A 13,615-nucleotide genomic window follows, 5' to 3' on the forward strand; every position below is an offset into this window, starting at 1 on the left:
AAAAAATCAGATAAAGTTTGAGCGCATGCCCTACCTGGCGTGCCCGATAACAGTCACCGGCCAACAAAAAAACTGGCACCAGCGGTCCCGCATCAACGGATCTGGGGCAGTGCGCTCCAAACTCAAATGCCTAGTGGGCTGCCTTGTGAATCACGTCACTGACCTGATTCTTCATTGTTTCAGAGGGAGTAACAACAATATCTTTGCCCCCGATTTTGGCAGAATACCGAGTGTCATCCTGATTGGCTTCGTAAATTTCCCTCAACTTGTTGGATAGCGCTTTCAGGTCTTCAGGCTTGGCGCCTTTATCTGCAAGTGACTTCAAACTGTGAACTTCGTTATCCTCTATCCATGCAATGCCGAAATTTTTAGGCGGTTTGCCGATGAAGACGTATCCCCCCTCTTCTCCCGGAACAACCTCCAACGGCTTGTGGACTTGTTTGGATAGTGACTCAAGCTGATCGCGGATTTTCTCGATACGATTCGCCGCTAGGCTTTCTTCATCCAGTGGTTCATAGCCTTTACTGGACGCGAAAATTCTGTCGAAAAACCCCATAGTTGACTCCTTTCTGACCGGCGACAGAATATATATACCTTATCTTGCTTTTCATTAATTTCAAGGGCAGCAAAAATTTCCCGTTAATTCTCAGCAGCAAATATGCTATCGTCCCCCGCCATGCAAACGAATAAACCTTTTCATATTGTCTTGATCGAACCTGAAATTCCGCCCAACACCGGAAATATCGGCCGGCTCTGTGCCGCAACCGGCAGCCACATGCACTTGGTTGGCAAGCTTGGATTTTCCATTGATGACAAACAGGTCCGTCGTGCCGGGCTTGATTACTGGCCCTACGTCAAACTGCACTGTTGGGATTCGCTTGAACAGTTGCAGACGGAATATCCGGATGGACGCTATTGGTACATGTCGAAAAAGGCTGAGCGCAATTACACGCAAGTCGAATTTGAGGAAGGTGACTTTCTGGTTTTCGGCAAAGAAACCCTTGGTTTGCCGGAAGAACTGCTCGATCAGGTTGGCAATCAAGCGCTGCGGATTCCGATCTTCACACCGCACGTCCGCAGCTTGAACCTGGCTAACTCGGCGGCGATCATCCTGTTTGAAGCGCTACGCCAAACAGGGCAGCTTGAAGAATAAAAAAAGGCCGGTTCAAACTGAACCGGCCTCCCATTTCCTAAAGTAAAACGTTAAATCATTCCCAGCAACTTCCCGCTTCGATCAAGAAAATCGGCCATCCTCTCTTTACTGATTGCCTGGTGCGACAGCATTGCCAGATCATAGATCTGCTGCATCAGCAGTCCTGCTGTTTCCTTGTCACCGGCATCCTGCAGACTCAGCACTTTTTCGACAGCCGGGCTGGCTGCGTTGACCATCAGGGTATGATCGGCAAACATGTCGGGCATCTCACCCTGCCCCATCATGCTGGTCATCTCTTTGAAACGACGCTGCTGCTCATTGAGCAGGATCACTCCGGGAACCGTATTGTCCTTGAGAGTTTCGATCCGGATGGTCAAGCCCTTGATGTCGAGTTCGGCTTTGAAGGTTTCTTCAATCCGATCCTTGCGGCTCTTGTTGTCGGCATCGACGATCTCTTTGCTTTCATCCTTCTCTTCGATCAGATTTTCGGTCACGTCGGAGTCGACACGCTCGAACTTGAGATCACTATTCTTCGATTCGAGGAACTGGATAAAATGGTTATCAATCATCGCATCGAGAATCAGCGCCTCCATGCCTTGCGCTTTGAACATCTTCAGGTAGGTCGCCTGTACGCCCTCATCATTGGCGTAATAGACCTTGTTCTCGTGCTTTTCTTTTGCGCGCTCAAGGTAATCGGGTAACGTGGTGTATTTCTCATCACCGGTCGAGCGATAGATGACCTGGTCCTTCACTTTGTCGTAGAACTTGTCTTCGCGCATCATGCCGTATTTGACAAAAGTATGAATATCTTCCCAGATCGGCACGAAGATTTCGCGATCTTTCTTCGCCAGTTCAACCACCTTGGACGCGACGCGGCCGCTGATGACTTCTCGGATCTTGCGCACTTGCGGCTCGTTCTGCAGATAGCTGCGGGATACGTTGAGCGGCAGGTCTGGCGCATCAAGGCAGCCCTGCAGCGGAGTAAGGAATTCGGGAATCAGCTCCGGGGTATTGTCAGAAACGAACACCTGATTACAGAACAGCTTGATGTGACTCTTGGTGACATCGAACTCGTTGGTCAGGCGCGGGAAGTAGATGATGCCTTTCAAATTGAAAGGGAAATCGATGTTCAGATGAATCCAGAATAGCGGGTCCTGCGACATGGGATAGAGTTTGCGGTAGAACTCCAAGTATTCCTCATCTGTAACTTCACCGGCCGACTTGGTCCAGAGCGGGTTCTTGTCGTTGACCTCTTCGCCTTCCAGGGAGATGGAGACCGGCAGGAAGTTACAGAATTTCTTCAGCACTTCGCTGACACGATCCTTTTCGAGGAACTCTTTTTCTTCGTCATTTAAATGCAGGATAATCTCGGTACCGCGCTCACTCTTATCGCTTGCCTCTAACTCGTAGCTGGTCGTTCCGGCACATGTCCAGTGGACCGCTTCGGCATCCTGCTGATAGGAGAGCGAACGGATCTCGACTTTATCTGCAACCATGAAGCTGGAATAGAAACCGAGACCGAAGTGACCAATGATCTCGTTTTTATCTTCAAGCCCCTTGAACTTTTCGATAAAATCCTCGGCCGAGGAGAACGCCACCTGGTTAATATATTTACGCACTTCATCAGCTGTCATCCCAAGACCGTTGTCGATTACGGTCAGAGTGCCGGCGTCTTTATCAATCTTGATATCGACCTGGTACTCATCCGTAAGCTTCAGTCCTTCCATTAGATTGATATTCTGCAGCTTGTGGATCGCATCGACAGCGTTGGACACCAGTTCACGCAGGAAAATGTCCTTATCGCTGTAGAGCCATTTCTTGATAATCGGGAAGATATTCTCGGTGTGGATTGAGATGGAGCCTTCTTCTTTTTGCAGCTTTTCAGACATGACCTAACCTCCTGTTATTAAATTGCGAACAGAAAGATAAGGAGATGAGATTTATTTGTCAAGGGCACAGCAAAAACCCGCCTCAATGACTGAAGCGGGCTTATATGTTTATCGATGCGACGGATTTCAGAAACCAGGCATTGCCGCTATCCCGCGACAGAAAAAATAAATAGCGAACAGCATCGGCATAACGATATTGCTGACGAAGTGAATCAGCAGCCCTGTGCTGCGCCCCCAGACCTTCTTCATCAGGGTCAGGCGAAAGTGTTCATTGTCCATCATAAGACGGATCAGGGAAACAGCCACAATATAAAACCCAAATAACGCTTTAACAATATCCAAGTCCATGGCAACCTCCGATCAAACACTGTTATAGACAGCCTAGCAGATCGATTTTAGGTTTGCAACTCATTGTTTTTGCGTCTATTTGTGAATAAATACCGGATACGTAAAAAGGGTCTGAACTAACAAAGCACAGACCCTTTTAAAACAAGCTGATATGGAATTATTATTAGTTCTCCGCGAGGAAATAATCCTCATAGAAATCTTCCAGATTCTTCAGATGGCGAGTCTCATCCGCCAGCAGACGCTTGAAAAGAGGAGCCATAGGTGCTCCCTCACAGCCCTGCAGCATGCGCTTATAAAAATCAACAGCCGCCTTCTCCAAATGAATCGCGTAAGCGAGAGACTGACGAGCATTTGCATTCGGCTCGAGCTCTTTTTGTTCAAATACATAGTTCAGATTAATCGTCGGAACCGGCTTCGACATATCTTCATCATGCTCATAACCTTCAAGCAGTGCTTTTTCAATGCTTTGCTTGTGTTGCAGTTCTTCAACGGCCGCTTCTTTCAGGATCATCTTTGCCTGACGATCATCGACGATTTTGATGGCGTAAAGGTAGTTACGAAAGCCCTCTTCTTCCATCTGGATTGCTTTTTCCAAAGCGGCTTCATAGGTATAGCAGACACCTTCTTCGACTTCTGGACTCATCTTGAATTCTCCCGTTCATCAAATGTTCAATAAATAACGATATAGCCGTGCTTAGTCGCTATCGCCGAGATTTCCAAAACATCATCAATCTCGTAACTATTACCATCAAGCACGAACGTGTAGCCCCCTTCGGGCTTTTCCTTTGCCAGATCGATCAAATACTCAAAGCTTGCAGTTTTAACTGTCTCCACTTAAAACCTCTTTATCATTAGCTAAAGGATAAGATTAGCACATCGTTGAAACCAAAGTCACTCACCAATGATTTTCACCAATACACGCTTGCGGCGGCGCCCATCGAATTCACCGTAAAATATCTGCTCCCATGGGCCGAAATCGAGTCGCCCTCCAGTGACGGCAACGACAACCTCGCGCCCCATGACGGTTCGTTTCAAATGCGCGTCACCGTTATCCTCACCAGTATTATTGTGCAAATAATTGCTGAGCGGTTCATGCGGGGCGAGCCCTTCCAGCCAGCGCTCAAAATCTTGATGCAGCCCACTTTCGTCATCGTTGATAAACACCGATGCGGTGATATGCATGGCATTACACAACAGCAACCCTTCCTGAATACCACTTTCCTGTAAACATCGCTCCACTTGTGAGGTGATGTTACGAAACTCTCGCCGGGCAGGGATATCAAACCAAAGTTCTTTACGGTAGGATCTCATCTCTTTAAATCCATTTTAACAGTCAAAATACATTTATGATTTTATATAGCTAGCCGCTAAGTGAAATCACACTCAGGTTATTTTATGCGAAAACTATTGACTCCCATTCGCAGGTTCTATATAAAAGTTCGCTGCGCCGTCGTAAAGTATACAAGTAGCGCCGGTAGCACAGTAATTTTATGTTAAAAATGCCTACAATCAAAACGATATTTTTCATATCCCTGCTGCTGTCTTTGCTGCTTGTCAGCTGCTCCGACAGCGCAGCTCCTGTCTATCAGGGCTCGGAGATTGAGATCCTCAAGGCCTCGGTAACGCATGAACTGGAAAAAGAGTTCGAGCGTCACGATTACAGCCTTGACGAGCTTGATCACGGTGTGCCACCACTGATCCTGCAAACCATGCCGCGTGATCTTTCCCAGATCAGCTCCAGTTCACGCAAAAAAGAAGTTTTCTTCAAATCTCTACTGCCAATGATCCTGCTGGCAAACAATGAGATTCACCGAGAACGTAAACAGATCATCGAATTCAAACAGATCTTGGAAAAAGGTGGCAAGCTCAACGACGACCAGCTGCACCGCCTGAACAGCCTGGCAACACGCTACAAAGTCGAAAGTGCCAACCTGACTTCAAAGCAAGCGCTTTCCGAATTGCTGCTGCGCATCGATATCATTCCCCCCGCCCTGGCCTTGGCACAGGCGGCCAACGAATCCGCCTGGGGAACGTCCCGCTTTTCCCAACAGGCAAACAACCTGTTCGGCGAGTGGACTTTCATCAAAGGTGCCGGTATTGTCCCGGAAGGACGGCCGGAAGGCGCAACCTATGAAGTACGCCGTTTCGAGAACGTCTATGAGTCTATCCGCTCTTACCTGCGCAACCTGAACACTCATTTCGCATACAAAGAAATGCGTCAGATACGTGCCGAGGCACGTGCTGCTGGCAACAAGCTTAAAGCTTCAGAACTGGCAGAGGGGCTGTTTCGTTATTCGATCCGTGGTGAAGAATACGTCAGAGACCTGCAGTCATTGATCCGCAGTAACCGCCTCACCCGCTTTGCCAACGTCGGCTTGAAAAGCCGCGGCTGAGCCTTTTTTCACATCTAAAGAACTCTGCAGCGCCGGACGTTCAGCGTTCACCCAGGGCTGGCTGAACCAGTGCCAACCACCCTTTTTGCCCGGCACAGTCAAGGTGTATTTGTTACGACGACCAGACAGCGGTTGCTCTGCAATGACCCGGTACCAACCGGGACGTCCGATCACAGCAGCAACCGTGCAACTGTTCTCCCCCTGAACAAAGCAATTCACACGCCCCATATCGACATCAGCAGTCTCCAATTGCAGCAACAATTCCGGCGGGTTCTCTTTATAGATGAGCGGGCTGACCGGTTCCTGCTGCAGAACCACCAGAGGCTTCATCTTTAACTTGTCAATAAAACCCTTTAGAGTGGCGTAAGGTCCACCCATCGGGAAACGGGGCAAGGTAAAGAGATCATTTTTATCATGCACAACGCCTGACTGCTGGGCAAACGCAGACTCAAAGCCAAGCTCTTTGACCAAACCGATCACTTCATCCGAGTATTCGCCAAACGTGTAGGCAATAGATTTTGGCTGATAACCAAGCTGCTGTGAAAAAGCCTGCTGTGACTTAAGAATGTCTTTCTTTATTCGCTCTCGCCACGCAGCAAAGCTTTCTCCTTCCTCCATTTCCACCATATAAGGATGGGATGCCGTATGGTTCTCAATCCCCACTCCTTCGGCATGCAACCCCTTTATCGTCTGCCAATCGAGATAACCGGAGCTACCGACTGCGTCAGTATTGACAAACAACGTGATCGGGTAGCCATACTCCCGCACAATCGGCATGGCGCCATCAGCAAAAGATTGATAGGCGTCGTCAGCGCAAAGTGCAGCTGCCTTCTCCGGCAGTGATTCTCCCTGCTGGATACGCCGGACCACTTCGCCAAACGACAACACCTGGTAATTCTCCTGTTTCAGATAAGCTAGCTGCTCAGCAAAGATTTCAGTGGAAATATTGGTGGAGGGGTAACGGTTCTCGTCAAAGCGGTGATAGATAAATACATTGGCCTGACCGGCGCTGGCAACCTCCGCAAAAAGCAAAACGCAAAGTGGAAGCACAAGCCACAAACGAAGACTTTTCATTTTAAAAACCATTTAGTTACGAGAAGATCTAACTTTATTGCGCAGGTAGCGACGAATGGTATTGCGCGCTTTCGGGGTGATGGCCCATTCCAGCCACTTCGGCAGGACTTCGGGCTTTTCCGCCGTTTCGATAATAACCTGATCACCATCGAGCAGGCGGGTTTTAAGCTGACGGGTACGGCCATTGATCTGCCCGCGCCGGGCGTGCAGGCCGAGGGATTCGTGGATGTCAAAAGCAAAATCCAGCACGCTGCTGCCTTCCGGCAGAGTACGAATTTCACCGTGCGGGGTATAAACCTGGATCGTTGCCGAAGCAAGTTTCAGAGATTCAGTATCGAACGCCGATTCACCATCGACCAGCGATTTCATGAGGCTGCGAAAATTATCGTGGCGGAATTTGAAACCGGGGGCCAGCACACCGGAGTCGTTGAAACGGGCCAGCTTGCGGGTAGTAATCTCAACACGCATCCGCTGTTGTCCTGCCTGCACTGTTGTTTTCAGAGCTTGGTAGCCGTGCGCAGAGGTCTGGTTCAGATGATCGCGTAGCTTTCCCGGTATCGGCGGGAAAAGCCCATGCAACAAGCCGAGGAAAATGTAGGCATCCATCATCCGGTCTACCTGCACTTCCAGCGTGTAAAGGGTTGCAAACCCTCGCCGCATCGCCTGAACGGCTGTAATCGAAAACGGACGCCAGCGATCTTTCAGCAGAACCGTTAACTTCTGCTGCTCGCAAGCACCCATTATTTTTGCCCGGGTTTTGCGCAGGAAATCGACGTTCTCTTTTTTCAGCTCGGCGATTCTTTCGTTGTATTTCTCTCCCCGCTTCGGATAAAGCAGGTTGTACGATAGAGATTCCAGCTCGGTAGCAACGTAGCCCATCCCCAGATGTTGCGCCAGGGGCACGTAGATTGTCCGCGTTTCTTCAGCGATCAGGCTCTGCTTATGCGGCGGCAGCGCATCGATGGTCAACAGATTGTCCATCCGGTCCCAGAATTTCAGGCAAAGCACGCGGATATCGTCGATCGCCACCAGAATCGTCTTACGGTAGGTTTCTTTTTTCAGCTCCTCGCGAGATTTCACCTCGGAGGTCACTTTCGTCAAGCCATCGACGAGATGTGCAACTTCACTGCCGTATTTCTTTTCCACATCGGCCAAGGTCACCGGGGTATCTTCGACAACATCGTGCAGCAGAGAAGCGATCACCGAGGAGAAATCCATCCAGTGACGGGCAGCCAGGTGGGTCACCCTTAACGGGTGAAAAATATAAGGCTCGCCCGATTTACGGAACTGTCCCTGGTGGGAGCTGCGGGCATCGTTTAATGCCTGCTCGACCCGGTCAAGTTCATGATCCAGCTCGGTCTCAGAGAGACTGGCACCGTAATGGGTCACCAGCAACTCCATGATCTCGGTGATCATGCGTTGTTCAGTTTTGGCGTTGAAATCGCTCATAAAATTGCGTGCTGCCAGCTTGTGACTAACCCGGAGGCCAGGTCATATCCCGACCACCAAGCAAGTGGAAATGGATATGCCAAACTGCCTGTCCACCGCCTTCATTGCAGTTATTGACGACACGAAAGCCGTCTTCAGCAAAACCAAGATCATGCGCCAGTTTACCGGCGACCTGGTAGATATGTCCGATCAGTTGATTGTCGGCTGTCGTCAGGTCAAGGGTGGTGCGAATGTGCTTGCGCGGCACAATAAGCAGGTGATGGGGAGCCTGGGGGTCAATATCCTCAAAAGCGATCAGCTGATCGTCCTCGTAGCGGATCGTTGCGGGAATCTCACCGGTCGAAATCTTACAGAAGATACAGTCACTTGCCATAGCAGTCTCCTTCGTGGTGTAAATTCAGGCTGTGGAGTTGAAACGGAATATTAACAGACATCTGTCACACATCCTATCGCAAAAATTGACCCACCTCTATTCTGAGAATTATCAATTTTTACCCGCTTTCTTCCGTTTTGCCCAATCGGTCTGCCGCTTCTGATCCCACCAGGTGGTATCAACCGGGGCACAAAGCGATTCACCAACAACAACAAAGGTCAGCGCCGGTCGTTTTTCTGGTTCGTTCAGATGAAAATAGTCGACGCCGTCACAGGTAGCGACAATGCTGTCGAGAGTCGCCAGTAGTACTTTTTCCTCCGGCAATCCAAGTCGGTAAAAAAGCGCTATCGGCACATCCGCCCCATACCCCTTGTGCAGCTTCGCGACCAGCTCTTCGAGCGGCATATTGTTCATGTAAATCAGCAACGAAACACCGCGGGCGGCCAACTCTTCGAGTTCAGGAGCCGAGGAACTTGCGCCCAGGGTTTTCGGCGATACGATTAATGCCCGGTTACAGACTGCAGGCAGATCGAAGGTCCGCTTTAGCCGCGCCGAAGCGACGTTGGCAACGCCGACGCCAGGAATGACTTCAGCCTTCTCGGCAAAATGGCAAACAATCCCCTGATAAGGCGAATAGAATGTCAAATCACCCGGCACCAGAAAGGCGACAGAAGTCTTCTGCAACTGACTCTCGATCTGCTCCAGAAGTTGATGAAAACCGAAATCGAAAGGATCGAACAGCTCCTTGCCCTGCAAAAAATCGGCAAAGGCGACATCGTAGGGTTCAGAATAATAGACCACACCACAGTCGCACAACGCTTCAGCCCCGTGCAAAGTCAACATTTGCGGGTCTCCGGGCCCGGCACCTACAAAAAACAGCCTATTCAACCGCTGCTCCTTTTTTCAGGTAAAGCAAAAACTCACGATTTCCCTTCGGCCCGAGAATCGGACTCTCTTCCACACCCGCAACTTTGCAGCCAAGCTCTATTGCCATCTGCTCGACCGAGGTGATGACCTGTTGATGCTGAAGCGGATCCTTGACCACCCCGCCCTTACCAACCTGCCCTTTGCCAACCTCAAACTGGGGCTTGATTAAGGCAATAATTTCAGCCTTGGCTGTCAGCAGCGGCAAGGTACTGGGAAGGACTTTTGCCAAAGATATAAAGGATGCATCGATCACGGCCAAACTTGGCTGTGGATCGAGGTTATCTGCCGTCAGCGAACGGATATTACAACGCTCCATGTTAACGACACGAGCATCTTCCCGCAATTTCCAGGCAAGCTGACCGTAGCCAACATCCACGGCATAAACCTTCGCCGCACCATTTTGCAGCAGGCAGTCGGTGAAACCACCTGTCGAAGCACCAACATCGATGGCAACCCGCTCAGAAACATCAAGCGGAAACACCTGTAAAGCTTTTTCCAGTTTCAAACCACCGCGGGAAACATATTTTATATCTTCGCCTTTCAGGCGGATATGGGCATCACGATCAACCTTGACACCAGCTTTATCGACGCGATGATCATCAACCACGACTTTGCCTGCCAGAATCAGCGCCCTAGCCCTTTCGCGCGAAATAACAAGGCCAAGTTCAACCAGAAGTTTGTCCAGTCTTTCTTTCATTTATTCCTGTTCCACATTTTTTCGGCTGACTTTAGCACGCCTTTTTTGTCGCTACAAAAGATAAAAAAAGGGAGGCTGAATGCCCCCCTTCGGTTCGCGTCATGTCTGTTTTAGCCGACAAAAGATTCCCTGTTTTCAGTAAATATTTCATCAATCTCGTTGATCGCCTCAGCGACATCATCGGCTCCCAACTCCAATGCTACAGCACCGGGACAACCAGCAACATCGATCGACTCGTCAGGTTCGCGCTGCCCGATACCCAGTTTACGGCAGATGAAATCTGACAGATTGACTGTTGCCGTCAGCCGGAAAAGATCCCGACTACCCTCTTCTTCCTCTTCAACCGGTATTTTCAAGTCGTCGTGATGCAAAGTCGTCATCACTAGTGAACGGTTAAAATTCCATTTATCGAGGACAGCAGCACCGACAACGGCATGAGCGTAGGGAAAATAATTCCCCTCCAACTGGCGATAACTACCTTCGCCTGTATAGACCGCTTCGACCAGTGCGCGATAAGCCTCGCCATTGCTGTAGTTCATAATTACTTTGCCGAGATGACGGAACAGGCCCGCGAGAAAAGCTTCTTCAGGATCGGCACTGGAAAATTTACGCGCCAGAACGCGGCAACCGATGGCACAGCCGATAGAGTCCTCCCAGAGCATCTTTTCCAGCAGGCCGTAAGATTTATTCATTCCCTCAAGGCTAGCTGCCAGAACCAGACTGCGCAGGGTCCGCTCACCAACGATGGCAATTGCATGATCCAAGGTTTTGATTTGGCGCGACATACTGTAAAAGGCAGAGTTTGCAACTTTCAGCAGGCGAGCCGAAACAGCCGGATCACTGGAGATCGCATCCCCCAGTTTTTTATAATCAGCAAATTCATCACCCAGCAATTCCAGGACCTTGGTCGCGACTGCTGGCACCGGTGGCAAATCACCGATGGTTCGGACTACAGTTTGAAAATCGACGGACATCTGTTGCTCCCTGAGATTAATAATATTTTATCTGACTGATTATAGCAGAATAGAACGTCATCGGAAGCAAAAAATCAATCTCCATTTATCATCCGCCCAAAGAGGGAATTTTCACCCTTCTGATCTCCTCCCCCTGAAGGCGCATGAGTCAGAATCCGATCAGCTAATCGACTAAAGGGCAAACTCTGCAGCCAGACACGCCCCGTGCCTCGCAGAGTCGTCAGGAACAACCCCTCACCGCCGAAAAACATGCTCTTCAAACTTCCAGCACGTTCAATATCATATTCTATCCCCGGCTCAAAAGCGACCAAGCAACCGGTATCGATACGCAGCACTTCATCATTCATCTGCTTCTCGATTATAGTGCCACAGGCGTGGACGAACGCCATGCCGTCCCCCTGCAGACGCTGCAGCACAAATCCTTCGCCGCCGAAAAAGCCCGCTCCCAGTCGCTTCTGAAAAGCGATACCGATGCGTGTTCCAAGTGCCGCGCAAAGAAAAGAATCTTTTTGGCAGAGGATTTCGTTCCCAGCGATCTGGGCCAGGTCGAGAGGAATAATCTTGCCAGGATAAGGAGCAGCAAAGGCGACGTGTTGCTTGCCCTTTGCTGCATTACTGAAATGGGTCATAAAAATCGATTCGCCAGTCAGAGCGCGCTTTCCGGCGCCAAGCAATTTCCCGAAAATGCCCTGGTCAGGCACTGAGCCATCGCCCATTTTAGCTTCAAACGCGATTCCCTGTTCCATGTATGTCATGGCACCTGCTTCAGCAACCACAGCCTCACCCGGGTCAAGTTCAACCTCGACCATCTGCATATCATCACCGATGATTTTATAATCAACTTCGTGACATCTCATTGACCACCTCCACTCTCTTTCCACACAAAAAACTGTACTATCAGCTCAGAGTTCAGTCTAGCAGGCTTTCTGCCGGTATGCGAAAATGCGCAAAAAATGTTGACAAAAACATTCACCAAGCTCTTTCAAATCAACCTGTTCACCAAGTTCACTACTGACCGAAGTCACCTGTTCATCAGGGCGACCGCAGGGAACGATCATATGAAAAGTCTGCAGGTCGTTGTTGACGTTCAAAGCGATACCGTGACAGGACACCCATTTTTTCACAGCGATACCGAAACTGCAGATTTTTCTGCCGTTCACCCAGACGCCCGGCTCTCCTTCTTTCAGGTTGCCTTCCAGACCATAATCGGCCAGTAAAGCAATCACCGCATTGAGCAAGCCATCGGCGAACCAGCGCAAATCCTTCCGCTTCAAAGCGACAATCGGGTAGGCAACCAGTTGTCCTGGTTCGTGAGCCGTCGCCAAGCCACCCCGGTTGATATTTCGCAAAGCGATCCCGGACTCTGAAAACTCATCCACGCTGACGCGCAAATCATCACCGCTGGCACGCCTGCCCAATGTCACAACCGGCGGGTGTTCGACAAGCACGAGGGTATCATCACCTTCTCCCTGAAGGCGCTTTTCAACCAGCTGCTGCTGACGGTGAAAAGACTCTTCGTAATCGAGCAAACCCCAATCAGCGATAACGATATCTGTCAGTGGAATTTCTTTAGCCATGCAATAACCCCGCAACTAAAACAGGGAGTTACACAAGCGTGCAACTCCCTGATATTCTTGGTGGGCGCAGCTGGGATTGAACCAGCGACCCTTCGCGTGTGAGGCGAATGCTCTCCCGCTGAGCTATGCGCCCGGGTGGAAATTTTTATAGCAACAATCAGTAGAAACTGTCAACCAAGGATTCTACTGTTTCGCAACTCAGTCTCACTTTCCAGCCGGCAAATAGATTTTACAGGCAAGCCGATAGCCGGGCTCCGTTACCATCGCTTTATCAAGAATCGATTCGATGGCATAGGGCTCTTTCCCCTCGACCACCCCAGTCAAGTTCACCAGTGCGTCGGCATCCCAGAGGATACGAAATTCAGGCGAATCAACCCCATTGGGGGTGTGGTGGTTGGCAACCAGTTCACAGACAACGTCGATCAGGCTTTCATCTGCTCCAACATCCGCCAGCAACATTCGCGCAACCGGGGGCCCTTCTATCTCCTGTGACTTACCATCGCAGCGTCCATATTTGCGCTCAGCTTCGGGTATCCCGATATCGTGCAACAACCCGGCACAAATAGCGATAACCGGATCGGCGTCGATATACTGCAGCAAGTCGATGACATGTCCAGTGACATCCTGCGCGTGAGTGATGCGTCGGATATCCGTGCCGAAGTAGGTCTCCATCACTTGCCGTACCTGCTGCAGAAAATGTTTCTGCTCAGCATCTAGCTGTAAAATTTCCGGCAGTTGATCCAACATCATTCCTCCCGTTT

17 protein-coding genes and 1 tRNA gene are annotated in these 13,615 nt (G+C 50.0%); 2 read left to right on the forward strand and 16 right to left on the reverse strand.

Annotated features, from left to right (window positions below; genetic code table 11):
* Window positions 1-130 precede the first annotated feature (130 nt).
* Window positions 131-556 carry a hypothetical protein gene (locus tag BUB13_RS02950; protein WP_072905432.1) on the reverse strand — a complete coding sequence of 142 codons (426 nt, stop codon included), beginning with the start codon at window positions 554-556 and terminating at the stop codon, window positions 131-133.
* 120 nt (window positions 557-676) lie between these two features.
* Here BUB13_RS02950 and BUB13_RS02955 point away from each other — a divergent pair, with 120 nt between their 5' ends.
* The gene (locus tag BUB13_RS02955; RefSeq protein ID WP_072905434.1) at window positions 677-1,153 is read left to right on the forward strand and encodes a tRNA (cytidine(34)-2'-O)-methyltransferase; all 477 of its coding nucleotides are present in this window, start codon (window positions 677-679) and stop codon (window positions 1,151-1,153) included.
* A 50-nt stretch (window positions 1,154-1,203) separates the two neighbouring features.
* Here the strand turns inward: BUB13_RS02955 and htpG are convergent, their stop codons facing one another.
* The 5 genes from htpG to BUB13_RS02975 all read right to left on the reverse strand — a co-directional run bounded on the left by htpG (window position 1,204) and on the right by BUB13_RS02975 (window position 4,701).
* Window positions 1,204-3,042, reverse strand: coding sequence for a molecular chaperone HtpG (gene htpG, locus BUB13_RS02960; RefSeq protein WP_072905436.1), 1,839 nt, complete (start codon window positions 3,040-3,042; stop codon window positions 1,204-1,206).
* A gap of 126 nt (window positions 3,043-3,168) precedes the next feature.
* Complete coding sequence (locus BUB13_RS02965; protein WP_072905438.1) at window positions 3,169-3,390, reverse strand: hypothetical protein; 222 nt, start codon at window positions 3,388-3,390, stop codon at window positions 3,169-3,171.
* 163 nt (window positions 3,391-3,553) lie between these two features.
* Window positions 3,554-4,033, reverse strand: coding sequence for a ferritin family protein (locus tag BUB13_RS02970; RefSeq protein WP_072905440.1), 480 nt, complete (start codon window positions 4,031-4,033; stop codon window positions 3,554-3,556).
* 26 nt (window positions 4,034-4,059) lie between these two features.
* Window positions 4,060-4,224, reverse strand: coding sequence for a hypothetical protein (locus BUB13_RS19025; RefSeq protein WP_167366799.1), 165 nt, complete (start codon window positions 4,222-4,224; stop codon window positions 4,060-4,062).
* Window positions 4,225-4,281: 57 nt separating this feature from the next.
* The gene (locus tag BUB13_RS02975; protein ID WP_072905442.1) at window positions 4,282-4,701 is read right to left on the reverse strand and encodes a secondary thiamine-phosphate synthase enzyme YjbQ; all 420 of its coding nucleotides are present in this window, start codon (window positions 4,699-4,701) and stop codon (window positions 4,282-4,284) included.
* Window positions 4,702-4,889: 188 nt separating this feature from the next.
* Here BUB13_RS02975 and BUB13_RS02980 point away from each other — a divergent pair, with 188 nt between their 5' ends.
* Window positions 4,890-5,783, forward strand: coding sequence for a glucosaminidase domain-containing protein (locus BUB13_RS02980; protein ID WP_161947613.1), 894 nt, complete (start codon window positions 4,890-4,892; stop codon window positions 5,781-5,783).
* Here BUB13_RS02980 and BUB13_RS02985 read toward each other — a convergent pair.
* From BUB13_RS02985 to BUB13_RS03030, 10 genes are all read right to left on the reverse strand, one after another.
* Entirely contained in the window at window positions 5,721-6,857 is a 1,137-nt protein-coding gene (locus tag BUB13_RS02985) for a polysaccharide deacetylase family protein (RefSeq protein ID WP_161947614.1), read from the reverse strand. The genes BUB13_RS02980 and BUB13_RS02985 overlap by 63 nt on opposite strands.
* A gap of 12 nt (window positions 6,858-6,869) precedes the next feature.
* On the reverse strand, window positions 6,870-8,306 hold the full coding sequence (locus BUB13_RS02990; protein WP_072905449.1) for an HD domain-containing protein: 1,437 nt from the start codon (window positions 8,304-8,306) through the stop codon (window positions 6,870-6,872).
* Window positions 8,307-8,331: 25 nt separating this feature from the next.
* Entirely contained in the window at window positions 8,332-8,679 is a 348-nt protein-coding gene (locus BUB13_RS02995; protein ID WP_072905451.1) for a histidine triad nucleotide-binding protein, read from the reverse strand.
* A gap of 111 nt (window positions 8,680-8,790) precedes the next feature.
* Window positions 8,791-9,567 (reverse strand): SAM-dependent methyltransferase, encoded by a 777-nt coding sequence (locus BUB13_RS03000; RefSeq protein WP_072905453.1) that lies wholly within the window; start codon window positions 9,565-9,567, stop codon window positions 8,791-8,793.
* Window positions 9,560-10,303, reverse strand: a complete 744-nt coding sequence (locus tag BUB13_RS03005; RefSeq protein WP_072905455.1) for a TlyA family RNA methyltransferase — start codon at window positions 10,301-10,303, stop codon at window positions 9,560-9,562. Before BUB13_RS03005 ends, BUB13_RS03000 begins: the two co-directional genes overlap by 8 nt.
* Window positions 10,304-10,413: 110 nt before the next feature.
* Window positions 10,414-11,277: an HDOD domain-containing protein gene (locus BUB13_RS03010; protein ID WP_072905457.1), complete on the reverse strand. Its 864-nt coding sequence runs from the start codon at window positions 11,275-11,277 to the stop codon at window positions 10,414-10,416.
* Between the two features lie 74 nt (window positions 11,278-11,351).
* Window positions 11,352-12,134 carry a TIGR00266 family protein gene (locus BUB13_RS03015; protein ID WP_072905459.1) on the reverse strand — a complete coding sequence of 261 codons (783 nt, stop codon included), beginning with the start codon at window positions 12,132-12,134 and terminating at the stop codon, window positions 11,352-11,354.
* Between the two features lie 57 nt (window positions 12,135-12,191).
* On the reverse strand, window positions 12,192-12,854 hold the full coding sequence (gene lipB / locus BUB13_RS03020) for a lipoyl(octanoyl) transferase LipB (RefSeq protein WP_084091703.1): 663 nt from the start codon (window positions 12,852-12,854) through the stop codon (window positions 12,192-12,194).
* 58 nt (window positions 12,855-12,912) lie between these two features.
* Window positions 12,913-12,987: transfer RNA gene (locus BUB13_RS03025), tRNA-Val, on the reverse strand.
* Between the two features lie 71 nt (window positions 12,988-13,058).
* Window positions 13,059-13,601, reverse strand: a complete 543-nt coding sequence (locus BUB13_RS03030) for an HD domain-containing protein (RefSeq protein WP_072905461.1) — start codon at window positions 13,599-13,601, stop codon at window positions 13,059-13,061.
* Window positions 13,602-13,615: the final 14 nt, after the last annotated feature.

It is taken from the genome of Malonomonas rubra DSM 5091, from assembly GCF_900142125.1.
GTDB classification, from domain to species: Bacteria; Desulfobacterota; Desulfuromonadia; order Desulfuromonadales; family Geopsychrobacteraceae; genus Malonomonas; species Malonomonas rubra.